30 protein-coding genes are annotated in these 25,137 nt (G+C 69.2%); all 30 read right to left on the bottom strand.

Annotated elements, in window-relative coordinates; translation table 11 throughout:
- Window positions 1-114: 114 nt before the first annotated feature.
- The gene (locus tag K6U06_RS06635; protein ID WP_262321122.1) at window positions 115-1,857 is read right to left on the bottom strand and encodes an SGNH/GDSL hydrolase family protein; all 1,743 of its coding nucleotides are present in this window, start codon (window positions 1,855-1,857) and stop codon (window positions 115-117) included.
- An 8-nt stretch (window positions 1,858-1,865) separates the two neighbouring features.
- Window positions 1,866-2,411, bottom strand: coding sequence for a hypothetical protein (locus tag K6U06_RS06630; protein WP_262321121.1), 546 nt, complete (start codon window positions 2,409-2,411; stop codon window positions 1,866-1,868).
- A 30-nt stretch (window positions 2,412-2,441) separates the two neighbouring features.
- A complete protein-coding gene (locus K6U06_RS06625) occupies window positions 2,442-2,756 on the bottom strand; it encodes a hypothetical protein (RefSeq protein WP_262321120.1) in 315 nt (104 codons plus the stop codon).
- Window positions 2,753-3,088, bottom strand: coding sequence for a hypothetical protein (locus tag K6U06_RS06620; RefSeq protein WP_262321119.1), 336 nt, complete (start codon window positions 3,086-3,088; stop codon window positions 2,753-2,755). Before K6U06_RS06620 ends, K6U06_RS06625 begins: the two co-directional genes overlap by 4 nt.
- Before the next feature lie 4 nt (window positions 3,089-3,092).
- Window positions 3,093-3,851 (bottom strand): hypothetical protein, encoded by a 759-nt coding sequence (locus tag K6U06_RS06615; RefSeq protein WP_262321118.1) that lies wholly within the window; start codon window positions 3,849-3,851, stop codon window positions 3,093-3,095.
- A gap of 83 nt (window positions 3,852-3,934) precedes the next feature.
- Window positions 3,935-4,369 carry a hypothetical protein gene (locus K6U06_RS06610; protein WP_262321117.1) on the bottom strand — a complete coding sequence of 145 codons (435 nt, stop codon included), beginning with the start codon at window positions 4,367-4,369 and terminating at the stop codon, window positions 3,935-3,937.
- Entirely contained in the window at window positions 4,369-4,842 is a 474-nt protein-coding gene (locus tag K6U06_RS06605; protein ID WP_262321116.1) for a hypothetical protein, read from the bottom strand. The genes K6U06_RS06610 and K6U06_RS06605 overlap by 1 nt, the downstream gene beginning before the upstream one ends.
- A 28-nt stretch (window positions 4,843-4,870) precedes the next feature.
- Complete coding sequence (locus K6U06_RS06600) at window positions 4,871-8,389, bottom strand: LamG domain-containing protein (RefSeq protein ID WP_262321115.1); 3,519 nt, start codon at window positions 8,387-8,389, stop codon at window positions 4,871-4,873.
- A 31-nt stretch (window positions 8,390-8,420) separates the two neighbouring features.
- Window positions 8,421-8,789: a hypothetical protein gene (locus K6U06_RS06595; protein ID WP_262321114.1), complete on the bottom strand. Its 369-nt coding sequence runs from the start codon at window positions 8,787-8,789 to the stop codon at window positions 8,421-8,423.
- A gap of 20 nt (window positions 8,790-8,809) precedes the next feature.
- Window positions 8,810-12,127: a phage tail tape measure protein gene (locus tag K6U06_RS06590; protein ID WP_262321113.1), complete on the bottom strand. Its 3,318-nt coding sequence runs from the start codon at window positions 12,125-12,127 to the stop codon at window positions 8,810-8,812.
- A complete protein-coding gene (locus K6U06_RS06585; protein WP_262321112.1) occupies window positions 12,124-12,603 on the bottom strand; it encodes a hypothetical protein in 480 nt (159 codons plus the stop codon). The genes K6U06_RS06590 and K6U06_RS06585 overlap by 4 nt, the downstream gene beginning before the upstream one ends.
- Window positions 12,593-12,775, bottom strand: coding sequence for a hypothetical protein (locus K6U06_RS06580; protein WP_262321111.1), 183 nt, complete (start codon window positions 12,773-12,775; stop codon window positions 12,593-12,595). Before K6U06_RS06580 ends, K6U06_RS06585 begins: the two co-directional genes overlap by 11 nt.
- A 32-nt stretch (window positions 12,776-12,807) precedes the next feature.
- Window positions 12,808-13,236 (bottom strand): hypothetical protein, encoded by a 429-nt coding sequence (locus tag K6U06_RS06575; protein ID WP_262321110.1) that lies wholly within the window; start codon window positions 13,234-13,236, stop codon window positions 12,808-12,810.
- Window positions 13,236-14,222: a phage tail tube protein gene (locus K6U06_RS06570; protein ID WP_262321109.1), complete on the bottom strand. Its 987-nt coding sequence runs from the start codon at window positions 14,220-14,222 to the stop codon at window positions 13,236-13,238. The genes K6U06_RS06575 and K6U06_RS06570 overlap by 1 nt, the downstream gene beginning before the upstream one ends.
- Window positions 14,223-14,224: 2 nt before the next feature.
- Complete coding sequence (locus K6U06_RS06565; protein WP_262321108.1) at window positions 14,225-14,569, bottom strand: hypothetical protein; 345 nt, start codon at window positions 14,567-14,569, stop codon at window positions 14,225-14,227.
- The gene (locus K6U06_RS06560; RefSeq protein WP_262321107.1) at window positions 14,569-14,973 is read right to left on the bottom strand and encodes a hypothetical protein; all 405 of its coding nucleotides are present in this window, start codon (window positions 14,971-14,973) and stop codon (window positions 14,569-14,571) included. Before K6U06_RS06560 ends, K6U06_RS06565 begins: the two co-directional genes overlap by 1 nt.
- Window positions 14,974-15,050: 77 nt before the next feature.
- Window positions 15,051-15,863 carry a hypothetical protein gene (locus K6U06_RS06555; RefSeq protein ID WP_262321106.1) on the bottom strand — a complete coding sequence of 271 codons (813 nt, stop codon included), beginning with the start codon at window positions 15,861-15,863 and terminating at the stop codon, window positions 15,051-15,053.
- A gap of 93 nt (window positions 15,864-15,956) precedes the next feature.
- On the bottom strand, window positions 15,957-16,199 hold the full coding sequence (locus tag K6U06_RS06550; RefSeq protein ID WP_262321105.1) for a hypothetical protein: 243 nt from the start codon (window positions 16,197-16,199) through the stop codon (window positions 15,957-15,959).
- Between the two features lie 11 nt (window positions 16,200-16,210).
- On the bottom strand, window positions 16,211-17,524 hold the full coding sequence (locus tag K6U06_RS06545) for a phage major capsid protein (RefSeq protein ID WP_262321104.1): 1,314 nt from the start codon (window positions 17,522-17,524) through the stop codon (window positions 16,211-16,213).
- Between the two features lie 28 nt (window positions 17,525-17,552).
- Window positions 17,553-18,662 (bottom strand): HK97 family phage prohead protease, encoded by a 1,110-nt coding sequence (locus tag K6U06_RS06540; RefSeq protein ID WP_262321103.1) that lies wholly within the window; start codon window positions 18,660-18,662, stop codon window positions 17,553-17,555.
- A gap of 20 nt (window positions 18,663-18,682) precedes the next feature.
- Window positions 18,683-18,922 carry a hypothetical protein gene (locus K6U06_RS06535; RefSeq protein WP_262321102.1) on the bottom strand — a complete coding sequence of 80 codons (240 nt, stop codon included), beginning with the start codon at window positions 18,920-18,922 and terminating at the stop codon, window positions 18,683-18,685.
- On the bottom strand, window positions 18,919-19,434 hold the full coding sequence (locus tag K6U06_RS24650; RefSeq protein WP_410051002.1) for a DUF6527 family protein: 516 nt from the start codon (window positions 19,432-19,434) through the stop codon (window positions 18,919-18,921). Before K6U06_RS24650 ends, K6U06_RS06535 begins: the two co-directional genes overlap by 4 nt.
- 20 nt (window positions 19,435-19,454) lie before the next feature.
- Entirely contained in the window at window positions 19,455-20,831 is a 1,377-nt protein-coding gene (locus tag K6U06_RS06530; RefSeq protein WP_262321101.1) for a phage portal protein, read from the bottom strand.
- Between the two features lie 21 nt (window positions 20,832-20,852).
- The gene (locus K6U06_RS06525) at window positions 20,853-21,155 is read right to left on the bottom strand and encodes a hypothetical protein (protein ID WP_262321100.1); all 303 of its coding nucleotides are present in this window, start codon (window positions 21,153-21,155) and stop codon (window positions 20,853-20,855) included.
- Between the two features lie 9 nt (window positions 21,156-21,164).
- Window positions 21,165-22,748, bottom strand: a complete 1,584-nt coding sequence (locus K6U06_RS06520) for a terminase large subunit (protein ID WP_262321099.1) — start codon at window positions 22,746-22,748, stop codon at window positions 21,165-21,167.
- A gap of 1 nt (window position 22,749) precedes the next feature.
- Window positions 22,750-23,238, bottom strand: a complete 489-nt coding sequence (locus K6U06_RS06515; RefSeq protein ID WP_262321098.1) for a phage terminase small subunit P27 family — start codon at window positions 23,236-23,238, stop codon at window positions 22,750-22,752.
- A 388-nt stretch (window positions 23,239-23,626) separates the two neighbouring features.
- Window positions 23,627-23,791, bottom strand: coding sequence for an HNH endonuclease (locus K6U06_RS24645; RefSeq protein ID WP_410051001.1), 165 nt, complete (start codon window positions 23,789-23,791; stop codon window positions 23,627-23,629).
- A gap of 312 nt (window positions 23,792-24,103) precedes the next feature.
- Entirely contained in the window at window positions 24,104-24,502 is a 399-nt protein-coding gene (locus tag K6U06_RS06510) for a helix-turn-helix transcriptional regulator (protein ID WP_262321097.1), read from the bottom strand.
- Window positions 24,499-24,816, bottom strand: coding sequence for a WhiB family transcriptional regulator (locus K6U06_RS06505; protein WP_262321096.1), 318 nt, complete (start codon window positions 24,814-24,816; stop codon window positions 24,499-24,501). The genes K6U06_RS06510 and K6U06_RS06505 overlap by 4 nt, the downstream gene beginning before the upstream one ends.
- A complete protein-coding gene (locus K6U06_RS06500) occupies window positions 24,809-25,135 on the bottom strand; it encodes a hypothetical protein (protein WP_262321095.1) in 327 nt (108 codons plus the stop codon). The genes K6U06_RS06505 and K6U06_RS06500 overlap by 8 nt, the downstream gene beginning before the upstream one ends.
- Window positions 25,136-25,137 lie beyond the last annotated feature (2 nt).

The raw sequence follows: 25,137 nt of genomic DNA, 5'->3' as shown, positions 1-25,137 counted from the left end.
GATGCTCACCGGGCCCGATGGCGATGCCGTGCAGGTACCTCTATGGCCGTGCCCCCCATCATGCCACCATGCGGCGCGACAAGCGAGTGGCTCCAACCGCCATTAGGAGTACGTCTACGCCTCGGCTAGAAACGAGATCCCGTCGAGTGACACGTAGGTGCTGCTGTAGACCTGGGCTGTCACGACGCCGCTGACGATCCGCACCTCGCCGAACAGGTCATTGCTGACCACAGGGCAGATGAGCGACGATCCGGGGCGGTAGCCGACTGGCAGCGTGAAGATCGCGCCTGCTGTCCCCGAGTTGACCGCCCCTCTCAAATGGACAAAACCGTTCGAGTCTTTGCGGTAGCCGACAGGCCCGAACCCGTTTCCCAGGTTCGCCCATGCGTTTACGAGCGTCGGAGCGATCCAGGCCGCGTCGCCTCCGACCGGCATCCCTTCGCGGGCGCCGAGAAGTTCTCCGGCGATGAACGAGGAGAGGATCGCGCCGACCAGTGCGTGCCCCTTGTCGGAAGGGTGGACGTAGAGCCCGTCTGTCGGCCACCACAAGCCGAGAGGGTCCGATCCTTCGACGTAGTAGGAATACATGCGCTGTCCGAGGTCGCAGACAACCGTGTCGGTGCGTGCTGCCGCCGCGGCGTAGTAGGCGGCGAGGAACTGCGCCCATGTGGCGGTCTGCCCGTTCTGGCCGGGCGCGCCCGGCTGCGGGAAAGCGACCAGGATATAGGTGGCCGGCTTGTTGATCTGGGCGGCCACATCGGAGATCAGCGAGTCGAGGTTGGCTTGGAAGGTCGCTGCCGTCATCCCGCTGCGCCAATCGTTGGTCCCGAGCGCGATGAGCACCACGTCGGCGGCAGTGTTGATCCAAGCCGGGCCAGCAGTGGACACCTGGGCGAGGAAGTCGCTGGTCTGCATACCGGACTTGGCGCCGTCGAAGACTCGCACGCCTTTCGATTCGTCACCGTTGTAGACGTAACATCCCTCGAAAACGGCGTTGCCGGCGGTGAGCCCGACGGTGAACGTGTGGGGGCCGTCGCCGTCGACGGTCGGCGTGAACACTTGGGAGATGGTGCCAGCGGCGATGGTCGACGTCTGGGGGGCACCGCCGTCGACTACCACGCTGACGGTGCAGGCGGCGCCCATCGCTGGTGTGAACACAAGCCCAATGGATGAGCAGGTGATGGTGGCCGTGCCAGTGTCGGTGGTGTCGATGAGCATTGCTCGCATCCCGAGGCCGTAGTCGCCTTGCTGCGTCGGGGTGGTGGTGCCCGAGAACGTCCACACTTCGACGGCGCCTTCGGCGACGTCGTTGTAGTAGGCGGGGATGTATCCGAAGCCGCCGACAGCGCCCGACGGCAGCCCGGATTGGAGGGAGGTCATCAGCCGGTTGAGCCAGCGGTTGCCTACGACGGACGCTCCCACACCCTCGGTGATCGAGTCACCGATGGCGAGGATGTTGGCTGGCGCCGACGCTCGATCAGCGAGCGCTGCTTGCGCCGGTCGGAGCGCACCGAGGTTCGGTTGCGTCTGTCCCGGCGTGGCGAGAGCGGCCAGAGCCGACGGCGAACCGGCGGGACCATAAGCACCATTCAGGTCCTGCCAGGTGAGGCCGCCTGCGCCGTCGGCTACCGGCGTCGACCCGGACGGGGCGACGGCCGGCGGGGCCGGCGACCGGGCCCACGGGCCGGTCTCGCCGTACGGGTTCTGGGCTTGGCCGTTGGGGACCAGGAAGTAGTCGAGCGCGTACTGCTGCTGCTCGTTCGGGGTGATCGCCCCGGCCGAGAACTCCAACGTGATCGCCAGGTCATTCCAGACACCCGACCAGGTGACGGCTTCGAGGACCGTGTAGGTCGCCACGACTTAGGTCAGCTGGCCGGCGGAGCTGCCGCGGGCGACGCGGCGAGGACGTTGGGGATGACGAGCTCCTTCACGACCTCGGCGATCGCCGCTCGGTCCGTCTGCGGGACCTGCCCGACCCGGGCCTTCACGTCGGCCAGGTCGGATTGCATCGTGGCGAGAGCGGCCGGGCCGCCGGGGATCGAGTCGAGAAGCGGCTTGGCTTGGGTGGCCACCGACTTGAGGGTGTCGATGTTCGCCTTGACCCACTGCTCTTCCTCGGTGATGGTCTTGGTCAGCCCGGCCTTCGACAGGCCGTTCCTGGTGATGAGGTGCACGGCGTGGAGCGCCGCTGCGAGGACCAGGCCGCCGACGATGACAGCGGCCTGAGATGCGGCGGAGAGCTTGACGTTGCCGGGCTGCCAGACGGCGAGCACGACAGCGACGACCGGCAGGAGCACGGTCAGGGCGTGGGTGAGCCAGGTCGGTGTGCCAGTGTCGGCGGTCAGGGAAAGAGGGGGACCGATCTCGGCGCTCAGAGCGTCGACGGGGATGACAGGAGCGTCTGTGGCCATGCGCCTAGCGTCCGACCGGGCTAGAGCGGGCTACTGCACCTCGGACGGCGGGGTCGTGATCTCCGCGACCGACCGGGCGTTGATCAAGGCGCGGTCCAGGGCGACGAGGCGTTCCTCGACGAGGAGGTGGTAGGCGAGACCGGCCCAGCTCCCGGCCAGGACCGGGCCCAGGATCGGCTGCGACAGGTAGTGGCCGAGCGTGCGGGACATCGTCGGCCGCCGGGTGCGGGCCGCCCACAAATCGAAGCCGACCACGACCGTGGCGGTGGCCAGCCATCCGTACAGGCCGGGGAACGGGTACTGCGGGTCGGCGCGGCGTAGCAGCGGCCGGGAGAAGACGGTCACGGCGATCCTTCCTGGTGTTCGCTGGCGTTGGCCATCCCTCGCAGGTAGCCGACCTCGCGGTCGAGGCCTTGCATCCGGACGTGGAGAAACGCGCGGTCGGTGCGGCACTCGTCGTTTTGGGCTTCGATCGCGCGGGACAGGCGGGACATCTCCATCGCGAGCGGGGCGCCGATCCGTTCGGTGGCGATGTCCTCGACGAATCTGCGCGCGTTGACCGCTGCGACGGCGGCGGTGGCCTTGGTGCGTTTCCACGCCCAGCGGGAGATCACGCCGACAGCGAGCACGACCGAGAGGGTCGCCGCCAAGATCCCGATGATGTGGTCGTAGCTCACGCGGTCAGACGGGGCCAGCACCCTGCAAGCTGGCGATGAAGCCGGCGGTCAGCTCCACCGGGTCCCCCATCTTGGCGGTGAGGGCAGCCAGGTCGGCCGGGTCGCCGATGTAGGTCTTGGCGACCCCGTTGGTCAGGTAGCACGCCCCGGACTGGGGGTCGCGGATGAGCAGCACTTCGGGTACCTCCGGAGGGTTGAGCCCAGCCGAGGTGGCCGGGGTGGTGGTGATGCCGGTATCGACGAGGAACTGGGCCAGGCTGCCGTCGTAGACCGATGCGTCCGAGCGGCCCCACGGCCAAGGGTATGCGTCGGTGTCCTGCCACAGCTTGTGCGGCTGCGGCGGTTCGCCGGGCTGGTAGGCGGCATCCCAATCCGGGTGGAGGTCGTGGGCGGCGGCGAACGCCTCGCCCGAGTACAGCCATCCGGGGCGGCCGAAGCGGGCGACCACAACGAGATCCCACGCCTGCCAGCGGGGCTGCTCGTCGCCCTGGCCCTCCTCGAGGTCACAGATCAGCCACTCGTTAGGCGCCAGCGTGCCGATCAAGTCGCACAGCTCGGCGGCCTGCTGCGCGGCGTCACGGCCAGCCACCAGGTACTGGTAGAGGCCGACCGCTGCGCAGCCAGCGGCGTGGGCAGCCGCCCGGTTCGCCACGAAGTCGTTGTCGGGCCTCCATCCGTTGTGTGCCCGGACGATCACGACCTGCTGCCCGTCCGGGCGCACGACGCCCTGGAACTCCGAATAGTCAGCGATCGTCAGGGGCATGGCTGGATCCCCGTCGGGCCGCCGCCGTCAAGCATGGTCGCCATAGCCCGAATGGTGCAGCCCGGCTAGACCAGCCGGTCTGGCTACTGCCCGAAGGCGATGTAGCCGATGCCCACGTTCCCGGAGGTCATGTCGGCGCCGGCCGTGTCGAGGACGTGGAATGTGAAGCCGGTGGTCGACGGGACGATCTCGTAGATCGACCCGGCGATCGTGCCGACGTTGACCGGGATGATCTGCGCCCACGACGAGAACGGGACGATCGGGAACGTGATCGCGCCGCCGGTGGAACCCATCGTGACGACGACCTGGTCGAGGTGCAGGATGACCCCGATACTCCCCGACGGGATCCCCGCGCCGGTCGAGGCGCCGTTGGCGTACAGCACGACCATCCCGCCGCCGCCGCCTGCGCCTCCGATCGCCGAGAACAGGTAGGCGGTGTTGTCCCTCACATAGGTGTTCAGGTCGGCTGAGGTCGCCGGGTCCCCGACCGCCCACGTGCGGGGGCTAGTCCAGGCCATCAGGCCGCACCGTTGAAGGCGTTCTGGGCGTGGAGCTGCTCGACGGTTTCGCCGGGCCGCCAGTTGCGGTTCGGGACCAGTCGGCAGGAGAGCGCCGCTTCGATCGCGGCGACGTCAGCCGGGGAGGGCCACGACACGGTGATCCACAGGCCGGTGCCGCCGGAGGAGCACTCGACGCAGAACATGCGCCGGTCGGCGTGCGACGCGTACTGAGCCGACCCGCAGCCGTGCGGGCAGTCGACCATCCACCGGCCGTGGTTCACGTAGGCGGCCGCGGTCATCTCGAGGTGGGTACCGGTCGGCCACGGGCCTTTCGGCACGTTCCGCATGTTCCCCGGGACGCCGATCTGATGCCGCCAGAATCGGTCGACGACCGCCTCGGCGGCGGTGGCGGCCGGCCCGGCCGGGTCCGGCTGGTAGCGGTCCTCAGCGCAGACCATGAGCGGACGGGTGTCCGCCGGTAGCAACGTCATCGCAGCGAAGCGTGCTGGTCGGCTAGACCTACCATCCCCAGCGGGCGCCGGAGTCGAGGACGCCCATCACCGGGTCGTCGAGGATGCACCACGGCAGCGTGCCTTGCAGCGACAGGTGCCAGACGACAGTCCAGTTGTTCGGAGGGTCGATCTGGTGCTCGACGCCCTCGATCCTGCAGTTGACAGAGATGCCCGGGCCGCCGCCGGGGATCCGATGCTTGTTGACCGTGATCACCGTGCCGATGTCGTAGCCGAGCACCAGGTTCCACAGCCTGCGGTCGGTGTTCGGATCGAACCGGAGCTGGCCGACGCGCAGCTGCGGGTAGGCGGTGTCGGCGAGGATCCATTGGGCGCAGTAGAGGGCGTCGGCGTCGTCGGCCATGAGCAGGTCGAAGAGGCCGCCGATCATCGTCCGGTCGGCGTACTTCGTGACCGAGTCCTGGTTGATGGCCACCTGAGTGTTGCCGCCCTGACGGGTCGCGGGGATCTCGTTGTACAGCTCCATCCGGTCGAAGTGCACCACGACACCGCCCATGCTGTAGGGCAGTTCCGTCGACGGTGACGCCGCATCGAAGTGGTCGAGGATCCGGCCGGGGTCGAGCGCCGAGAACCGGTAGACGACGACGTCGGCCAGGCTCCCGGCCAGGTACCGGCCGGCGCCCCCGTTCTGGAGGGGGTTGTAGCCGAGGTAGCCGGGCGACTGGTAGCCCGCCGGGTAGGCGTAGGTGCCGGTGTGGGACCCGACGAGCGCCCCGTCGACATACAGCTGCCACAGCGTGTCGCCCACGGGTGACACGGCCGGCTGCTGGGTGCCGACCAGGTGGTGCCACTGGCCGTCGTTGATGGTCGGGCCGACGAACCCGACGCCTTCGCTGTTCCCGGTCTGCGGGTCGCTCAGGAAGAACTGGGCTTGACCGGAGACGACCGCCATCTCGATGTAGGCGAGGTAGCTGTACCCGCTGACGGCGGGCGCGGCGGCGTAGAAGACGGGTGCTTCGGTCGATGTGGTCTTGATCCACGCTTCGACACTGAGCACGCCGTCCGGGTCGGCTCCCGGGTTGAACAGGCTGCCGTCGATACCGATGTAGCCGGAGGTGCCGTCGAAGAGGGCTGCGTGGCCGGCGACGCCGTCGGGGCCGGTCGGCCCGAACGTGACCCCGCCGGTCACAGTCCCGGTGTGGCCGCCGGCGTCCGGGCCGTACGAGACGAGCGACGAGTCGGCCGCGGTGGCCGACCCCGCAGGGTCGGCGAGCTTCCACCACGCGGTCGGGGTGTCATACGCGACGGGCGGATACAGGCTGGCCGGGACCGGGAACGCTGCGCCGCCGTCGCCGACCGTCGCTACGGGATCGGCGCCCGGGTTGTTGTACCTGTGGTAGCGGTCCTCAAAGACGGTCGCTCCGTCCGCGCCGACGTAAAACTGGCCTTGCTCGGTCTGCTCGCAGCGCTGCAGGTAGAGCAGCGCTTTGGTCTGGTTCTCGTTGGTCTTCTCGATCTGGCAGAAGGTGCGGCCGGCGTCGACGCGGCGGCGCGAGGTGGGCTGGCCGAGGACGTCGAGGACCCGGTTGACTCGCTGGCCGGTCGTTTCGGCCGGGAACGCTGCCCCCTGGTAGTGGGCGGTGACCGCCGCGGCGGTCAGCGCGGTCGGATAGACGGCGAGCTCGTCGAGGTCGCCGTGGAACTGCGGGCCCGTCGCGGGGGTCGTGCCGCCCGGGTAGTAGCTGCCGCTGCCGGTGTACAGGCTGCCGCCGAACGCCGCGACCATGTTGGTGGGCGTCCACGACCAGGTTCCGTAGAGGAGGGCGTCGCCGATGTCGACGCCGTCGACGTACAGCTGGACTCCGCCTTCGATCACTGCGACGATGTGATGCCACAGCCCGTCGCAGACATCGGGGCCGACCCCGACCGGGGACACGATCTGAGCGGACCCGGAGTACATGTCGAACTGGACCCGGCCGCCGGTGGTGACGTAGAGACTGGCGATGTCGTTGGTGTCGCTCGACCCGCCGGCCTGCTGCCACAGCATCTGGTCCGCTGCGGGGGCAGCCGTCGCGCGCATCCACAGCTCGACGGTCGCCGGCCCGTTCGCAGCGATGTTCGCGGCCTGCGGGAGCAGCACCCACCCTTTCCCGGAGACTGAGATCGCCGTGTTGGGGTCGGTGACCAGCGCGCCGGACGTCCCGAGCGTGACCGTCCCGCTGTAGACGGCCGGATGGTTGTTGCCTGAGCTGTCGCCGGCGACGGTGGTCTGGACGGTCGTGCCCTCGACCGGCGGCGGCTCCCCGCAACGCCACCAGCCGGTCGGGGCGTTCAGGGTCACGGCCTGCGAGTAGCCGGCCGACAGGACCCGTTTGATGGCCAGGCTCTTGAACAGGTCGGTCGCTACGAGCTGGATGTTGCCTTCGGAGAACCCGGGCCACTGCTGCGGCCAGTCGTCGACGAGCCCGGTCCAGATCGGCTGGTAGTGGCCTTCCCACTCGGCGCCGACCTGGATCATCTTCTCCGGCTGCACGTCCGGGTAGTAGGGGCCTGCCGTGTTGGTCGGATCGAAGCGACGGTCGCGGTTGTCGAGCTCCCCTGACAGCGTGCCGGCCTCGAACTGGGCTTGGGAGCGCAGCAGGCGGGTGCGGCCTCGCATCGTCTTCAGTTTCCGGGCCCACCGGCTGATGTCGGTCCAGACGAGGGTCTCGTCGTTCGGGTTCGACCCGAACGCCACCTTGACTACGAGGGTCGGCCGGACGGCCGGTACCGGGGCGATGACCGCCGCCGCTCCGACACCGCTGAAGGTGATGCCACTCGACCCTGAGACCGGGTAGGACGGAGGCGTGTACGCCTGGCCGTTCCCCTCGAAGACGATGTCCCCCGACCCGGAGGTGGGAACGGGCGGCGCTACCGGCGTCGCCATCCCGGTCAGCGTGATCGACCCGGAACCGGAGGTCGAGATCGTGTTCGACGCGACGAGGACCGAAGCTGCCATCCACGCTGTCCCGGATCCCGACGGCGAGCTCGAGGCCGTTCCGGTCGGCGACGTGCCGGTCAGGGGCAGATCGAACGTGGACAGCGGGAGGGTGGCGGGGACGGCTTCTCGGGCGGTCATCCCGGCCGGTGTCGACCACGTCTGGTTGTTGGGGTCTGCGAAGGCGACGACCCAGGTGTCGGTCGCGCCGGTGGGGGTGACCGACGGGGCGACGGCCGTGGTGAGCGAGCCGCCGGAGCTGTCGACCACGTCGATCTGCTCGACGCTCCCGGCCCCCGAGTAGGCGAGGATCACGCCGCCGGACATGGAGCCGCCGCCGAACAGGAACGGCCCGGTGTCGCCCGAGGCGGCCACCTTCCACCAAACGTACAGCTCGTCGCTGTCGACGCCGACCCCGCCGCTGCCAGACCATCCGGACGGGGCGTGCCCGTCCCCGGCGCCGGTGACACCCGACGAGTAGATGAGCGCTACGAGCAGCGTGCCGGTGGTCGCCCCAGCGGGGAGGGGAATGCTGACACCGCCGGCGCTCTGGTTGTCGAGCGCCTCGGAGCCGGCTACGTAAGAGGTCACAGGATCCGCCGCGCCGGACGCCCGGCTGGCGTCACGCCGCCTGGAAGTAGATTTGGCCGGTAGCGACCGTCACCGACGACTGGGCGGCCGGGGTGATCGCCGTGTTCAGCTGGCCGCCCCTGACGAACGAGCCGCCGGTCGCTGCGGTCCACACCGAGAAATAGCCGTAGGTAGCGCCGCCGGGCATGCCGGGGAAGGACTGGCTGTCGGTCGACGACTGGACCGATGGCGTGGCCGAGGTCGGGGACCCGAACGTGATCGCCTGGCGGGTCAGCCCGGTCCCCTCGTTCGCCCCGGTAGCCCCCGGGTCGGCCGTGTTCAACGACAGGTAGTAGGTGGTGCCGGCCGTGACGATCGCGGCCTGTGCCGCGGCGAGAGCAGCAGCAGGGACTTGGGACATGGGCCGAGTGTCGTCTCCTGCTAGGGGACGTTCGCGAAGAGGACACCGTTGATCTGCTGCTTCTGGAGGAGGCCCTGCCAGACGGCGTTCACGAGGTCCTGCTCGGACGCGACGTTCCCCATCACCGTGATCTGGATCGTCGTTGTCGACCCTGCGCCGGCCGCTGCTGATGCTGCCGGCATCGCCCCGCCGCCGAGCGGCGGCAGCGCGGAGGCGTTGGCGCCGACGAACTGGGCGAACGCGTTGGGGTCGCCCATCGGGATGATCGCTTCCGGGCCGGCCTCGCCGACCAGACCGACCATCGGATGCGTCACGATCCCGCCGGTCGCGGCCTTGAAGAAGTGCTTGTACAGGTCGATCCCGCCGCCGATCCCAGCACCGATCCCCGCTCCGGCGAGCGTCCCGAGGCCGGGGATCACCGACCCGATCGCTGCTCCAGCCAGGGCGCTGCCGCCGATCAGGCTGACATCGGACATAGCGCCCTTGCCTTGGTAGCCCTGGTAGGCCATCATCCCGCCGCCGAGCGCCCCGCCGGCCGCGCCGAGCATCCCCATCCCGCCGCCCATGCCGCCCATCCCGGCCTCGGACGACATAGCCGCGGCCGAGTCGGCCTCGACCGTCGCAGCCATCCCGGCCGCCTCACCCTCGGCGGTCGTCGCCATCCCGGCTATCTCCGTATCGACCGTGGTGGCCATCGCAGCGACCTCGCCATCGACAGCCGTGGCCATCCCCGCTATCTCCGACGACACACCGGTGCTCATCGCCGCCGCCGACCCGGTGACCGTGGTCTCCATCCCCGCGACGGTCGTCTCGGCGGTCGTGGCCATGCCGGTCACCGCCGCTTCCACGCCGGCAGCCTGGGTCTCCGCCGACGTTTGGGCCATCGTCGCCTGAGTCGCCGCCGACGACTCCACCGCGGTGGCCTGGCTGGCCGCGGACGTCTCCACGGCTGTCTGCTGGCCGGTCTGGGCTGCCTCCACGCCGGCCGCCTGCTGCTGGGCTGCCTGCTCCACCTGGGCAGCCTGCTGTTCCGCTGCGGTGCTCGCCCGGGCCGCCTGCTGCTCGGCGGCCTGGCCGACACCCTCCGACGACGTCTCCGCCGACGACTGGATGATCCCGAACTTCTCGAGCAGCGTCTGAGCGACCTTCACCGTCGTCTGCTCGAGGGTCCGCAGCTCCCCCGCCGCCGACCGGACGCCTCTGATCATCCCGGCGATCTTGTTGACCGTGAACGCGGTGAACGCCACCGCCAAGACCCCGCCGATCACCCCGGCGAGGGCCTCCGCCGCGGACTTGTGCTTCTCGAACCAGACCACCACGTCCTTCGTGGCGGACATGGCCTTCTCGAGGTAGGGGATCAGCATGCTCCCGAACCGGATCGCCAGCTCGTTCACGGTCTGCTTCGACTCCGCGAGCTTCTGATTGAAGTTCTTCTGGACCGTCGCCCAGCCAGCCACGTTCCCGCCGGCCTCGGTCGTCGCGCCGGCCACCTTCTTCACGTTGGCTTGGAACGTGTAGGCCGAGACGCCGGTCAGCTCGAGCGCTGCTTGCATGCTCTTCGTGCCGCCGGTCATCTTGGCCAGGGCCGCTACGGCGGTCTGCTGCGCCGGTGGCAGCTTCGCGATCGTCGAGTTCAGGTCCTGGTAGCCCTGCTGGTTCGCTACGAGCCCGTCGAGGACCTTCCTGGCCGCCGGCGGCAGCGTCGCCACCGCGGCGTCGTACTGCTTGATCTGGGCCTGCAACGCCGCGGTCGATGACGTCCCCTTCGACTGGGCGTCCGCGACCTTCGCCCCCGACGCGGCCACGGCCGTCTGCGCAGCATCGACCGCGCGTTGCGCTGCCGCCAGACTGTTCTGCTGGGCTGCGGTCATCCCGGACGACGTGCCGGCCTTCGCCTGGGCCGCGGCGACAGCCTGCTCGGCTGACGCCAACCGGTTCTGCTCGGAGGCCGTCACCTTCGTCTTGCCGGCCAGCTGGTCCTGCAAGGCAACCAGCCGGGCCTGCGCCGCCGCGAGACGGGACTGGGCTGCGGTGGCCGTGTTGGTGTCGGTCACCCCGTACTGCTGCTGCAGGGCGCCCAGCCGGGCCTGAGCGGCAGCGAGGCGGGTCTGTGCGGCCGTCTGGCTGTTCGTGGCCGATGTGAGGCTCCCAGCCGACGACGTCGACTTCACGCCCGACGCCGAGAGCGTGTCCAACTGGGCTTTGGCTTGGGCCGCGGCGACGCCCATGCCGGCCAGGCTCTTGATCTGGTCCTGCTCGGCCGGGGTCATCTGCTGCAACTTCGACGCCCACCCGGACCCGGCCGCCGCCGCCTGCTTCAGGTTGTCGATCATCACCGCGCCGCCCTGCACATGCGCCGCGATCGCCTTCGTCAACAGGTCGAGAGTGCCGGTCAGGCCCCGCTGGCCGAGCTTCGAGCTCACGTCATACGCGGACAGGCCGAGGCCCTGCATCTCACCAGCGGCGACCTTCGACGGGTTCGACAGCTGCAGGATCGTCTGACGCAGATAGGTCGCGGCGTCAGCGGCCGGGGTCCCCTTCGCTGTCATCGTCGCCATCGCGCCGAGAACCTCGTTCAAGGACAGCCCGGCGGCCTGCGCCGCCGGCGACACCGTGTGCAGGCTCCCGGCGAGATCCTGGAAGGTCGTCTTCCCGAGCGACGTCGCCATCACCATCTTCGACGTCACCTCGGCCGCGGCAGACGCCTTCAGCCCATAGTCGTTGAGCATGGTCGTCAGGCCGTCGGTGACCGTCGCCACATCAGCGTTCTCGGTCTTCGCTCCCTGCGCCGCCGCCTTCAGCACGTTGAGGCCGTCCGCGCCGTGGAACCCGGCCGAGTTGATCGTGTACAGGCCGGCAGCCAGCTGCTGGCTCGAGGTGCCCGTCGACGCCATCAGCTTCTCGACGCCCGAGAAGTCGCCGGCGAGGTTCGACTGCAGCTCCCCGCCGGAGGTGATCAGCTTGCTCATCTGCTGCTGGAAGTCGCCGGCCATCTTCACCGACTCCGCAGCGAACCCGACCATCCCAGCGACCGCGACCCCACCCGCGACCTTCCCGACATCGGATAGCACCTGGCCATAGCCCGACGCGTGCGACTTCGCCTTGTCCAGATCGGTGCCGATCTTGCTGATCGACCCCGAGAACGGGACCCCGAAGGTCGCCATCGCGTTCCCGAGCCCAGAGAACGCCTTCCCGACCCGCGACGTCTGCTTGTCGAACGAGTCGCCCATCGACGTCGACGACTTCTCCAGCTCGGAGATCTTCGCCTTCGCCTGGTCGACACCGCGCGCCACCCCGGTCGAGTCGACCAGGAACACGGCCTTCAGCGTCTTGCTCACCGGTTGAACCACCCGTTGCAGCGCAGGTCGCCGATGACCTGGTCGTAGACGTCGAGGATTAGGCCGTCCTGCAGCTCCTGGAGCGCACGCCAAGCGAACCGGGGAGGCGACCCCAGCTTCGTGTAGTGCACCTCGTTCGTGCCGGCCCCGCCGGCGCCGTTCGCCCGGGCCTTCTTCTCGCCGCGGGTCGCTGGGCCGCCGCCGTGGCCTCGGGAGCGGCGCGTCCAGTCGACAGCGAACTCCTGGACCGGGGCGTAGATCAGCGTGTAAGCGACCCCGGCCGAGATCGTCGTGTAGTACGGGCGGCCGTTGGCCGACAGGTTCCCGGTCTTCCCGCGAGGCGCGTACTGGTTGGCCTTGTCGGCGATCGTCTTCGCTGCGACCGCGAGCCCGGTGGCCACCGACCGCCGCGACTTCCCTTTGGCAGTGGCGAGCTCGCCGAGCAGCTCCCGGAACCCGATCAGCTCAACTGGCATGGAGGCCGTCCACGATCCGGTGCATCATCGCCCCGGCCCGAGCGTCCTGCGCCTGGGCTTGCGCCTCCCGGGCCTCGTGCGCCTTCCAGATGCCAGCGACGACCTGGTCGAGGACCGGCGGCGGGCAGTCGAGGACATCGGCGAGCGCCAGGCCGTGGACCGTCCAGAGCATCGCTGCGAACGCGGCTGCTGAACCGGCGGCGACTACAGCGCCGGCGACGGTGCCAGGGTGGAGGCGGGTTCCGTCCCGGTAGGGTCCAGGCTCCCGTCCGGCGCCGGGCCCGGCTCGACGGCCGGAGCGTCCTCGTCCGCAGGGTCGAGGAAGTCGTAGTCGGCGAGCTGACTGTCGATGAACGTCTCAAAGCGGCCCGCTACCTGGGGGCGCAGCCGATGCCACGCGAACCACAGGAGCCACTCGACCCGGAAATGCGCGGCGGGGATCTCCGACAGGTCGGCATCCTCCCGGGCCCGGGCAGCGATGTTCCCGGCCTCGGCGCCGATCGCCTGGAAGACCGTCGCGAACGAGCACTTGAAGTGCCGCTCCCAGTCGATCTGCTCGCGGACAGTCCACGGTGCGCTCCCGTTCCCGTCGATGACGGTGCCGTCGTTCAGCGTGAACCGGACAACCGCCATCAGTAGGAGGGGACCGAGTTGAGCAGCGCGGCGGTCACCGACGCGCCCGTCGCCGGCAGCGTCGACGTGCCCTTCACGGTGATCTCGGCCGGGCCGCCGTCCGGGTTGGACTCCGGGAACTCGACCTCGATCCTGGCCTTCGGTGACGAGATCGTCAGCGACGTCGACGTCGGACCCACGAACTGGGCGGACAAGGCAGCGAGGTCAGGGAACGAAGCGATCCCCGACAGGGCCCCCGCAGCACCGGACCCGAAATACACCTCACGGAAGATGCTCGTGTCGGTCGGCAGCAACTTGAGCGACCAGGTCACCTCGAGCTTGCCCTCGACGACGTCGGTGGGCAGCACGTTGGCGGCGGTGATCGGCTGGTCGATGTGCGTGTCGAACTTGATCGACCCGCCGGAGCACTGCACCGGAGTGCCGCCGACCTGGAAGACGCCGCCGCCGGCAGTGAAGAACCCGACCTCCGAGATCACCTCGTTGGTGGTCTCGGTGTACGCCGCGGCGAGGAACGCCGGCGTGCACCCCATGATGTCGGCCTTGACGGTGACGCGGCCGGCTTCCTCCCACGACAGCTCGACGGACGACACCTTGCTGTCGGCGACCGTGACCCAGTCGGCGGTCCCGAACGACCCGAACGCCGTCATGTAGGGCAGCACCGCGGCCGGGGTGATCGTGTGCGTGTACGGGGCGGCCGACCCGGTGACAGCGTCGGCGCCGAGCACGCCGAGGAGCAGCAGGCCGAGGAGGTCGGGGGTGGCCACCGTCTCGGTCGACTGGGACGGCTTGACGCCGGCCCGGTCGAACCCGAGGATGTCCCGGTTCGACCAGGTGAGCGGGATCTCGTTCTCGGTGAGCGCGAGCTTGAACAGGCTGCCCGACCCGATGCCGTACCCGTAGGAGGCTGCGGTCGCGGCGGTGCCCTTGGCGGTCTGCTTGGCCAGGCCGGCCTTCGACAGCCTCCGTTGGATCAGCGACGCGGTCACGGTCAGACCGCCGGCTGGTCAGGAGCAGGCGGACCGGCCGGCGGCTCGGCGGCAACCGGCGGCGACGGGACGGGCGACGGAGCCGGGACGGCCCCGGGCGGCGCGGCCGGGGCCTCGGCGGCCGGGGCCTCCGCCGGGGCGGCCGGCGTGACGAGGACCGCCATCGGCTGCGACGTGTCGGCGCCTTCCGGCTGATGCGACAAGGTCGTCAGGTGCTGGGCGGCGGCGGCCTCGGCCGGCGTGGACGGCGAGAACTCGCCGGCCTTCAGCTCGAGGTAGTCCTCGAAGTCGCCGAGGAGGACCTTGACGTCCTGGGCGATCTGGTAGACGCCGAGCTCGCCGGCCATCAGACGCCCTCGCCCGACAGGCTGTAGGTGAGGCTGGGGGTGGTGCCGGTCACGACATGCGACGCGCGCACCCACCGGTCGAGGCCGGTGAAGACCTGGCGGGTCGTGCCCGCAGCGGTGACCGCCGGGAACGCTGCCACGGTCCGCCACGCGTCGGTCGCCCCGTTGTCGAAGGACGTCTGGATCGTGATCGTGTCAGACGGGCTGGTACCCGACGCTGCGGACACGACCAGATCGAGACGGAGAGCGGCCTGGCCGGCGACCTCGACGCCGGCAGTGACGCCGGTCGCGGTGATCGTCGCCGTGGCGGGAGTGGACCGGCCACGGATGAAGCCGCCGGCGGCGGCAGCGACGAGGTCGACACCGCGTGGTGCGGGCTGGGCGGAACTCAGATCGTCAGCCACAGGGGGTCCTTTCGATGGCGGTCGTGATCATCGACACCAAGGTCCGCTCCGGCTAGAGCAAGACCGCCAGCGGACGGTCAGACGACCGAGTCGAGCCGGTAGCGGACCAGCACGGCGTCTATCTCGGGGATCCCGGTCGGCCGGTCAGGGGTCGGCAACGCAAAGTTGATCGTCGCCCCCTCTGTTACAACTTGAGACGCCCGATCGGGATAAGTCGACGTCGACGCCAGATGGTTCACGTACTTCCCGCACGCCCGTCGCAGATCGCGGGGCGGGACAGGGTCGCCGTGGGCGACCCACAGCGTGTACCGGCCCGAGATCCACGGCCGGTAGTCCGCCCACACCAGCGCCCCCTGCTCGACCTTGATCATCGGCACGTCGGCCGTCGGGTCCAACGCCACGCCGTTGATGCTGCCGGCATACACCTGCCACGGTTTGCGGACCTCAGGGACCAGCATCTTCCCGGCGCCCCACCCGTACGGCAGACCGTTCACCGTGCCAGCAATGTAGAGAGCGTCGTTGATCGTGCCGCGCAGCACATCCCACTCGACGCGCGCCCCCTCCAACGCCGGCGGGAACCCGAGCACATCCGTGAACAGGTCCTCGGCCTGCTCGAGCAGCTCCAGGAGGTCCTCCGTGTCGAGCGCCGACAGCTTCGAGTAGTCCTTACGGAGCTGCCACGGCTCGATCAGCCGCTGGCCGACCACGTTGACCTCGACCGGGGTCAGGTACGCCACCCCGCCGACGACCGACGTCCACGTCGCCGTCAGCTGGTCGCATTGCGTCTGGGCGGGCAGCACCCAGGTGTACTGGCCGATCTCGCCGGCCACCGCCGTCCCAGTCTGCGCCGAGTACAGCACCGTGGTGCCGTCACCGGCCGTGACGGTCACCGTCGGCGCAGCGTCAGGAGTCAGCGGCTCCCCGCCGTCGTCCGTCAGATGGAGCCGGACGGTGGCGGGCCGCCCCAAGGCGGCCCGCACCTATCAGGCCCCGGGAGCCGGCCGCTTCGCGGTCCGCGCCGCCGGGTCGAACGAGGCCGCAGCGGCAGCCTTCTCTTCGTCGGTCGCGGGCCGGGCGTCGGACTGCGAGATCGGGACGACGATCGAAGCGTCGACGATCCCCAGCTCCTTGCGGAGCACGTCGGCGGACGGGATCGGCTGGCCGGCCCGGGCTACCACGATCGTGGCCCCCGACTTCAGCTTCGCTACATGCATCTCTTCGGGCATCAGGTCTCCGATCAGGTCAGGTTGTTGACGAGGCAGAACGCGCGGGGTTGGACCACCGCGAAGGCTGCCCGCAGCTCGGCCAGGATGGCCACCATGCCGCGAGTGAAGAAATCGAGGTGTTCGGTGGAGGCGGTGACCGACAGGCCCTCACGAAGCCACATGCGGGCGCCGGTCTTGTAGTCGCCGACGACCGGCTGGCCGACCGTGAACACCGGGCTGATGACCGGCTGCAGGCCCCAGATCGTGTTGGTCTCGGTGCCGACCGGGTAAAGGTACCGGCCGTAGCTGTCCTTGCGGAGCACGACAGCCTCGTAGCTGGTCGGGTGGATCCCGATCGCGGTCGGGTCTGCAAACAGGGTGAGACGGATGGTCGTGATCGCCCGGTGGATCGCGTCGAGCTCGTACTCGCTGGCGTGGCCGGCGTCCTGGTAGGTGACGACCCCGATCCCGGACGTGTTGACGATCCCCTGGAAGGTCTGGTCGGTGAACCCGGAGCCGGTCCCGGCGAGGAACTGCGCCTCGATCCCGAGCCGGACACCCATCATCAGCTGGTCCTGGAGCAGACCTTGGAGCTGGCCCTGGTCTGCGAGGACGTCCTTCGTGGCCGGGATGAACTGCGGCATCCGCTTCACCGACGCCTGGCGCAGAGCGAACTCGTAGTCGGCTTCCGGCGCCGGCGTGCCGTACGGGACCGGGGTCGCGACGTCGGACCGGACGGTCTGCTGCACGAAGTTGACCATGTCCGAGTCGGTCGTGGTCATCGAGATCATGTCGAGCAGCCGCGGCTGGCGGACGGGGATCTCGATGGGCGGCCACACCTGCTGGTCGATCGGCACGACAGCGCCGGCGTCGCCGACAGAGACCGTGGTCCGCTGCCGCAGGTCGGACATCAGCTCGGACCGGTCCAGGACCTCGACCGGGTCGGACATGATGTGGGCGTTCCCCGACTTCAGCGACCCGGAGCGCAGCAGCGCCTGGTAGGTGTCGGACTGGAGGTACCGCTCGGCGATCTTCGCGAACGCGCGGCGCTCCTGCCGGTTGAGCGGCCGGGTGTCGGCCGAGCCCGGCTCGTGGCCGGCGGCGCGGCCGAGGACGCCCTCGAGGCGCGCCCGCAAGTCGAGGGCCCGCTGCCGGTTGGAGTCGGACTCCTTGGTGCGGGCGTCGTACTCCGCGAACAGCGAGTCGTCGGTCAGCGGGTTCTTCCCGTCGGCCACCGCGTCGTCTCGGATCTTGTCCGCCTCCGTGCGGAGACGGGCGGCCTCGGTCTCAGCGCGCTTGATCTCGTCGCGGAGTTCCTCGACCTGCTTCTCGAGCAGTGCGGGCATCGTCAGATCCTCCAAGTCACCGAAGCGGTCATGCCCCAGAGGTTCCGGTCCGGCTAGAGCGGAAGCCCCGGATGTCGTCCCAGCCGCCGTCACGCGCCCACAGCTCGTACACCCGGGCCCGTTCCTTCTCGCTGTCGTCCGCAGGGTGCGAGTGGGTGTGCGCGACCTCGTTGTCCGGGTCGGCGGCGTCCTGGCCGTGGTCGTAGTTCCCGCCGGAATGGGTGTGCTCGTGGGCGTGGGTCGTGCCGTCCGAGTGCGAGTGCTTGTGGGAGTGCCCCGCGGACCGGGCCCGGACCTCGACGCCGTCGGCGCCGGCCAGCTCGAACCCGCACTGGTCGCACCAGGAGGCGTCCACGTCGTTCATCAGCCCGCACTGCGGGCACGCGACGGTCTCGTCGTCGTCAGGGTGGTACACCGCCGGCCGCCAGCCGACGTCGTGGAGGTTGAAGCCGCACTGGTCGCACCAGCCGGCGTCGGAGTCGTTCCGCTTCGAGCACTCGGGGCAGACGACGAGCTCGTCGTCGTCCTGCCGGTAGGCGGCCGGCTCGTAGCCGCCGGCGCCGGCCGCGCGGCGGCGCAGGTCGGGGACGTTGAACATCTTGCGCATGCGGACGACTTCCTTCTCGCGCTCGACGGCGGTCCCGTCGATCCACGCCGGCTGCGACCGCAGGTCGATGGTCTCGGTGCCAGGGTTCGCTCCCCGGACGCAGACCGACGCCTCGGCGAGGTCGCCCTGGGCGATCTGGTCGCAGTACCGGTTCTCCTGGTCCTGGACGATCGTCTGCGGCCAGAAGGCGACCGACCACTCCTCGAGGGCCTCGTCGAGCATCGCCTGGTAGATCACGTCGATCCGTTCGGCCATCCCCAGGTACAGGCGGCCAGTGACCTCGCAGCCGGTGTCCGTCTCGACCGGGGTACCGACCCCGAGCGGACCGTCCGCCCACGCATGTTCATAAAAAATGGGGATCGTCGGGTGCGACGCGATCGACGCCGTGAACGCGCCGGGGAGGATCATCTCGGTCCACCCCCAGCCGACGTCGTACTCCAGGTTGTAGGCCGACACGAGCGCGTGGAACGTGCCCGCCCCCTCGTCCGGGGTGGCCCGCACCTTCATTCGCAGCCGACGCTTCTGGCTCATGCCGCCAGAATCGGCCGGTGCTAGACAGGCGGCTCGATCCCGTGATGGTCGAGGACAGCGTCGACCTTCGCGTGCAGGCGTGCCGTCTCCGAGCGGTGGGTCCGGGCCGGGACCACGATCTTGCGGTGCGCCCACAAGGCGCCGAGCCCGAACCCGACAGGTCCCCACACCGCTGACGCTGCGAGGTTCCCGGCGCAGTTGCGGTACAGCCAGCCGGCAGGCCCCCACCAGCGGGCAGCGTCGACCGCCTCCACGATCATCCCAGCAGCCAGTCAGGTAGCGGAGGCAGCGGAACGCTGCGTCCGGCGAGGGAGTGCTCGCAGTCGGCGAGGAACTGCCATTGCCCGGCCCGGACGAAGGAATGGCAGCGGATCAATCCGAGGCAAAGGATCGAGGGCGTCAGGGTCGGACGCTCAAGGTTGCCGTCCCACTGCCAGCGGGGCTCCGGGCCGGCTGGCGCCACCTCGACGGCGTGCGCTCCTGCGTGGCCCGGGTCTCTCTCGTCGCAGCCGGGACACCACAGCCACAGGTGCGTGCCGTGGCGGCCGTCACTGGCGCACCAATGCTTGAGAGATGACCTGCGCCGCGAGAACCGGCGCCCCGCTCGGCGACTACATGAGTGAGAGCTGCCTCGAGAGCGGCCTTCTCCCGGCCTGCGGCCGCAGCGGCGCAGGTGGTGGCATCGGTGAGCACCCCTGTCGCGGATCCGCAGCAACCCGACCTCGATCCGTAGGCCACGACTCGAACGGCTCGACCGGCGCCACCCCGTCACGCCGCCTGCTCGTCGAACCGTCACGCCGCCTGCTCGTCGAACTCGTCATCGCCGAGTACCGCTCCGTCGACCTCGTCGCCGGCCTCGGCGCCGGCGCCGGCCGGGCCGTCAGGGTTGATCGTCGCTCCCTGCGGGGCGAGACCGGCCGGCAGTGACCCGGGCTCCATCCACGGCTGGTTCGCCCACTCGAACTCGAGGTCGGGCTGGCCGACCATCCGGCGAAGCTCGTTGATCGTGTAGATCCGCTTCAGCTCCTTGAACGCCACGGCCAGGGCCTCGATGTCGGGCAGGAGCCGCTCGCTCATGTCGAACCCGCAGCCGAGCCCAGCCCACTGCGGCGACGGGTCGATCAGCTGGGCCACGACCTCGTCGGTGAACTCCGACCCGTGAGGGGCGAGCACATCCCGCAAGAACTGCTCGCGGAGCTCCTCCACGTTCGCTTTGATCGCCCCGTCCAGGATGCCCATCACCGGCGGAGGGATCTGGTAGGCGGCAGCGACCTCCTCGCGCGACAGGTGGGCCAGCTCGACGAGGTCCTTGTAGCCGGCGTCGCCGGTCATCGGCACCCAATGCCCGGACGTGATCAGCGGCTTCCCGGCGTTCTCCGACCCCGAGTACAGCTGCATGATCTGCTCGCGGAGCATCGCCAAGTCCTTGTCGGACGGCATCTGCTCCATCTCGAGGACGCCGCTGGGCCGCGCCTGGTTCTGGAAGAACGCCACCAGATGCCGGGACAGGGCGTCCATCAGAGCGATGGTCCATTGCAGCGACTCGAGCGGCGACGGGGCGAGCGGGCCCTCCGGGTCGCCCTCACCGAACTGGATGACGTCGTCGATCCCCCACACCTTGTTCGCCGCCGGGTTGAGGAGCCGGTAGCCGAGGATCGGGACGTCGGTCCCGGCGATCACGCTGATCCGCCGCCACGGCACGTTCCACAGCCCGGCGACGCCGCCGGCGCCGTCCGGTTCCTTCGTGATCAACGCGTTCCCGTAGACCAACTTATCGACGAACACGCGGCGCACCGTCCGCCGGCGGGAGATCATCGGCGCCGGATGGTTCAACCGCCAGTCGAGCTGCTGGCCGGCCGAGCGGGGCCCGGGCCGGGTCTGCGGGAGATCGCCGCGGACCGGGACCCGCTGGCCGTTCGGCCCCCAGCCGGTCACCCGGATAGGGAACGACGCGAGCCCGTTGGCGATCGTGTTCACCGCGGTCCACACCCACGGGTTGCCCTTGTAGATCCGCCGGAGCGACAGGATCCGGGACTCGCCGGTCGGCAACGCCGACATGCGCAGCCCCGCCCAGCTTTGGGTGTACTCGCTTTGGAAGACGGTCCCGGCGAGCGGCCAGGACCGCTGCGAGACGTCGACGCGGTCTCCGTTGGCGGCGAGGACGTGCACGCCGGCGAGTATCCCGGCTAGCTAGTGGACGGCCTGGACGAACACGACCTTGCTACGCGGGATCCACACGTCGCCGGCCATGTCGATCTCCTTCGCCCCGAGCAGCCGCGCGGCGGACAGCACCACCCCATCCGCTCCCACCGAGGCCACGGTCCCCTCGATCGACCGGTCATCCGACGTATGCACCACCAACCGGCGGCTCGTAGCCCGGGCCAACCAATCCGCCGGCGGCTCTACAGGGGCGGAGCGCACCGTCAGGATGAGCAGAGCGACGGTGAGAACCAGTCCGAGCGCCGAGAGAGCGAGGATCGTGGGGATTGTCACAGGGTCTCCTTAAAGTACGAACGCGAAGTCAGCGGACGGCTTGGCCATACCGACCGACAGCGCGTCCACCAGCGCAGCAATGCCGTCGATCTTCTCCTTCGACTTAGCGCGGTCCGGTTTCACGTTCCCGGAGCCGTCGCGCGTCGCCTGCACATTGTCGGCCATCCACCGGAGCACCGGATGGCCGCCGTGGCGGAGCCGGCGCAACCCGAGCAGCCGCTCCAGCTCCTTCGACGGGGCGTTCAGCGCCGTAGCCGTCTGAGCGACCCCCTGGCAGCGCTTCTCGCCCATCCGGGCCTTCATCCACGCAACCACGCTGTTCGCTCCCCACCGGTCGTAGCCGACGCCGGCCACCCGGAACATGCCCATATCCCGGTCGATCTGCGCCCGGATCGCGTCCTCGTCGATCACGTCGCCGGCGGTGGCCACCATGAACCCCTCCCGGGCCCACGCCTCGAACTGCGACCGCATGTGATCCTTCCGCTTCGAGATCGCCGCCTCCGGCAGCCAGAAGCGGGCCAGGACCGCGTCCTTCGTGCCGTCCGCCTCCCGGATCGCGTCCGGGAAGAACAGCACCCACGCCGCGAAGTCAGACGTCGACGCCATGTCCAGGCCGCCGTAGCACTCCAAACCGGCGAGCTGCTCCGGTACCACCAGGCCGGCGTTCTCGTCCCACAGCTGCAGGTCCAGCCAGCGGGTCGTCTGGCGTACCCACTGGTTGAGCCGGAACTGGCGGAAGGCGTTCTGCTTCGCCGGTGACTGCTCCGCCTCCTTCGCCTCGTCCCGCAAGATCTGGATGCGGAGGAACGACCCGAGGCCCGGGTTGGCGTGCTGCCAGCCGGCCTCGTCCCGCCAGTCGGCGTCCGGCGGCGTGTTCCGCATGTACACGAACCGGGCCGGGTCGACCGACTGGTCGGCCAGGACCCGCTCCGAGTGGAGATGCTCGTCGGCAGCCATCGACGACGGGTCGTTCCCCGCCGTCGTGGCCGCCAGCATCAGCGGCTGGTCGCGCGTGCCCATCCCGGTCTTCAGGGCGTCCCACAGCTCACGGTTCGGCTGGGTGATGATCTCATCGAAGAGCACACCGTGCGGGTTCGAGCCGAGGTTCCCGCCCCCGTCCGCGGCGACCACCTGGTAGAAGCTGCCGGTCGGCTTGTAAACGATCCGCTTCTTCGAGTCGATCACCTCGAGCTTCTTCTGCGCGACGAGCCGGGACAGGGCCGGGGACAGCTCCACCATCCGCTTCGCGACCTGGTACACGATGCCGGCCTGGTCCTTGTCGCACGCCGCGCCGTACACCTCGGCCTCCTCCTCGCCGTCAGCGGTGAGGAGGTACAGGCCGGCGCCGGCCACCAGCTCGGACTTGCCGTTCTTCCTGGCCAGCTCGATCCACGCCAGCGTGTACGCCCGCACCCACGCCTGCAGCTGGTCGTCATAGCGGACCGTGCCGAACAGCGGCCGGATGATCTCGTCGAGCTGCCACGGCTCCAGAATGAAAGGGGACCTCGCCCACCGGCCCTTCGTGTGCACGAGCCCCTTCTCGAAGAAGGTCTGGACCCTGTCAGCGCGGGCCTCGTCGAACCGGACCTCCACGTCACGAGAAGATGTTGGCCATCGGGTCCGTGCCCTCGTCGGGCTCGGGCAGATCGATCCGGGTGCGCGCCGACGGGGTCAGGCCGAACTCGGCCGAGAACTGGCGGATCAGCCCGGCCGCGTCCCGGGCCATCTGCGCCGCCGGGTTCTTGGCCACGGTCACATAGATCTTCGTGCCGTCGAGGGTCTCGAGGTCCTTGTACTTGAGCAGGACCAGGCCGTGCTCGTGCACCAGGCGCTGCGCCGACATGAACGTCGCCCACGCCTCGCAGTAGGTGGCCAGCGCCGCACGGTCGACCTTCGTCAACATCCCGATCCGGTCCAGCTCCGGCACCACCCGACGCCACTCCGCCTTCCCCTCCGCAGACAGCCACGTCGGGCACAACGGCGCCGTCGGCGTCGGCTTCGGCTCGTTCCGGTTGACCGGCCGCTTCCCCGGGTTGCCCTGCAACACCTTCAGGGCCGTCGGCTTCGGCTTCCGGCCCCTCACAGTCCGACCCGTCGATCGCATCCACAGGCCGGCCAGGGGCATCCATCTAGGAAGCAATGGAGACGCTGCGCGCCACACAGGGCGCACACGTCGATGCACCCGGCAACGCTCCAGACTTCAGCGGTCGCCGTCCAGGAGTGCCGGCATCCCCCCGCTTCCCCCGTTGACCGGCTTCCAACTGGAGGGCCACCCTCCTCGACCGGCGTCGAGCCCTCCCCGATGCCGGCGGAATCGGCTCCGAAAGGTGCCAATTTCGCGGCCGTTCGCGTGGGGCTAAGCGGGGGTGTGGAAATTTTCCGCGAGGAAAATCGTACGGGGGGGTATCTGCGCGCGTCTTCGTCGTCTGAGTCGAATGTCGTCGTGGTGTTGTTGACCGTTTCGGTTTCCTTCATGGATGGCTCCTGTGACGTTGGCCGGCGTCGTACTTGGCATGACAGGTGCGACATAGAAGGACGATGTTGTTGGCGTTGTCGTCGCCGCCTTCGCTGTGTGGCACGAGGTGGGCTTGCATGAGGCCGCGTCCTTTGCCGTCGTCGCCTGGGTGTCCGCACATGCGGCAGTAGCCGTCTCGTTTGAGGATGGCTTGGCGTTGGGTGGTGCGCCACCGGTTGGTGTGCCGGTACCTGCGCTGGCCGTTGCGACTAGGCATCGTGGCGCTCAGCCGCTGGAATGCGGTGGATGTGTGAGATGCCTGTCCAGGGGATGACGGTGTGGTCGTCGACGATGAGGGCGGTGATGTTGCCGATGACACCACCGAGCACGACTTGGACATCGGTTGCTCTGGTCTCGTGTCCGTCTGACGTGGTGATGATCAGATGACCCGGCAGCGAGTTGCTCGTGCAGGTCGGATGCGGTCTCGATGTCGTTAGGCATCTGTGGTCTCCTGTCGTCGTTGGTTGCGCCAGTCGTTGCCATGCTTTTCCCACCAGGTGATCTTGTCGAGCAGTTCGGCGTCTCGCTGTTGGAGGCACCATTTGCAGAACGCTGCACCGCGGGTGATGCGCCGTTTGCCGCATTCGGGGCAGAGCGGCCGTTTGTCTTCTTCGTGTTGTTGGCTGATGAGTGCGAGTGCTTGGGCGATGGTGGCGGCGTCGTCTGGTTGCTGTTCGAGGTAGGCGTCGATCTCGGTTTGGCGGTATCGGTTGGCGCGGGCGCTGATGCGGATGGGTGTGACGTGGCCTGCTTGGGTGAGGCGCCAGAGGGTCATGCGGCTGACGCGGAGTTGGTTGCAGGTTTCGGCGGTGGTGAGCAGCCGTTCGGTCACGGGTTGGAGTGTCGTCTGCGGCTAGAGAGAATGCGTGTTACGACCTGATACAACTTCTCGCCTTTTTCGAGGCTGGTGGTGATGGTGCGTCGTTCGAGGTCGGTGAAGCCGCCCCAGATGCCGTCTCGTTCTTGGTGTGCGAGTGCGTCGGCGAGGCAGCGTGGTCGGACTGGGCAGGTGTGGCAGAGTGCGAGGGCGGCTGGTTGGTCTTCGGGTCGGTTGGAGTACATGAGGTTGCTGCGGCCGGCGCAGGCTGCTTCGTGGTGCCAGTCGGGCCGGCGGAGCATCTCGAGCACTTCGACCGGGTCAGACACCAGGCGGTTCCGAACTGGCGGACTGCAGGCGGTCGACGAGCCACTCGATGCTCGGGTGACCAGGGTTGCGTCGCAGAAGCGCTTCGGCTGCGATGCGGCACCCGTGGCAGGGTGTGTGGTTCCCGTTGCCGTCCTGGTAGTGCCAGAACACCCGATCGTCGGTGGGCCGCTCGGGATGCTCGCAGGGGTACCAGCCCTCGCTGAGAGAGTGTCCGAGCATGCGGGTGTTGCCCAGCATGCCCTGACCGAAGACCCCGATCGAGACGAACGTGCCGGGGACAATCGTCATGTCGTCCATATCGCCCGTTGGTGAACTCATGG

Source organism: Acidiferrimicrobium sp. IK, assembly GCF_025499425.1.
In the GTDB taxonomy this organism is placed as follows: Bacteria; Actinomycetota; Acidimicrobiia; order Acidimicrobiales; family Palsa-688; genus Acidiferrimicrobium.
This window is presented reverse-complemented; position numbering and strand designations above follow the sequence as displayed.

Bases quoted from the DNA above. Each gene is read 5' to 3' on its own strand.
- K6U06_RS06630 (WP_262321121.1), bottom strand. From the start codon at position 2,411: ATGGCCACAGACGCTCCTGTCATCCCCGTCGACGCTCTGAGCGCCGAG.
- K6U06_RS06615 (WP_262321118.1), bottom strand. From the start codon at position 3,851: ATGCCCCTGACGATCGCTGACTATTCGGAGTTCCAGGGCGTCGTGCGC.
- K6U06_RS06610 (WP_262321117.1), bottom strand. From the start codon at position 4,369: ATGGCCTGGACTAGCCCCCGCACGTGGGCGGTCGGGGACCCGGCGACC.
- K6U06_RS06605 (WP_262321116.1), bottom strand. From the start codon at position 4,842: ATGACGTTGCTACCGGCGGACACCCGTCCGCTCATGGTCTGCGCTGAG.
- K6U06_RS06595 (WP_262321114.1), bottom strand. From the start codon at position 8,789: ATGTCCCAAGTCCCTGCTGCTGCTCTCGCCGCGGCACAGGCCGCGATC.
- K6U06_RS06585 (WP_262321112.1), bottom strand. From the start codon at position 12,603: ATGCCAGTTGAGCTGATCGGGTTCCGGGAGCTGCTCGGCGAGCTCGCC.
- K6U06_RS06580 (WP_262321111.1), bottom strand. From the start codon at position 12,775: ATGCTCTGGACGGTCCACGGCCTGGCGCTCGCCGATGTCCTCGACTGC.
- K6U06_RS06575 (WP_262321110.1), bottom strand. From the start codon at position 13,236: ATGGCGGTTGTCCGGTTCACGCTGAACGACGGCACCGTCATCGACGGG.
- K6U06_RS06565 (WP_262321108.1), bottom strand. From the start codon at position 14,569: ATGGCCGGCGAGCTCGGCGTCTACCAGATCGCCCAGGACGTCAAGGTC.
- K6U06_RS06550 (WP_262321105.1), bottom strand. From the start codon at position 16,199: ATGCCCGAAGAGATGCATGTAGCGAAGCTGAAGTCGGGGGCCACGATC.
- K6U06_RS06545 (WP_262321104.1), bottom strand. From the start codon at position 17,524: ATGCCCGCACTGCTCGAGAAGCAGGTCGAGGAACTCCGCGACGAGATC.
- K6U06_RS06540 (WP_262321103.1), bottom strand. From the start codon at position 18,662: ATGAGCCAGAAGCGTCGGCTGCGAATGAAGGTGCGGGCCACCCCGGAC.
- K6U06_RS06535 (WP_262321102.1), bottom strand. From the start codon at position 18,922: ATGATCGTGGAGGCGGTCGACGCTGCCCGCTGGTGGGGGCCTGCCGGC.
- K6U06_RS24645 (WP_410051001.1), bottom strand. From the start codon at position 23,791: ATGTGCGGACACCCAGGCGACGACGGCAAAGGACGCGGCCTCATGCAA.
- K6U06_RS06500 (WP_262321095.1), bottom strand. From the start codon at position 25,135: ATGAGTTCACCAACGGGCGATATGGACGACATGACGATTGTCCCCGGC.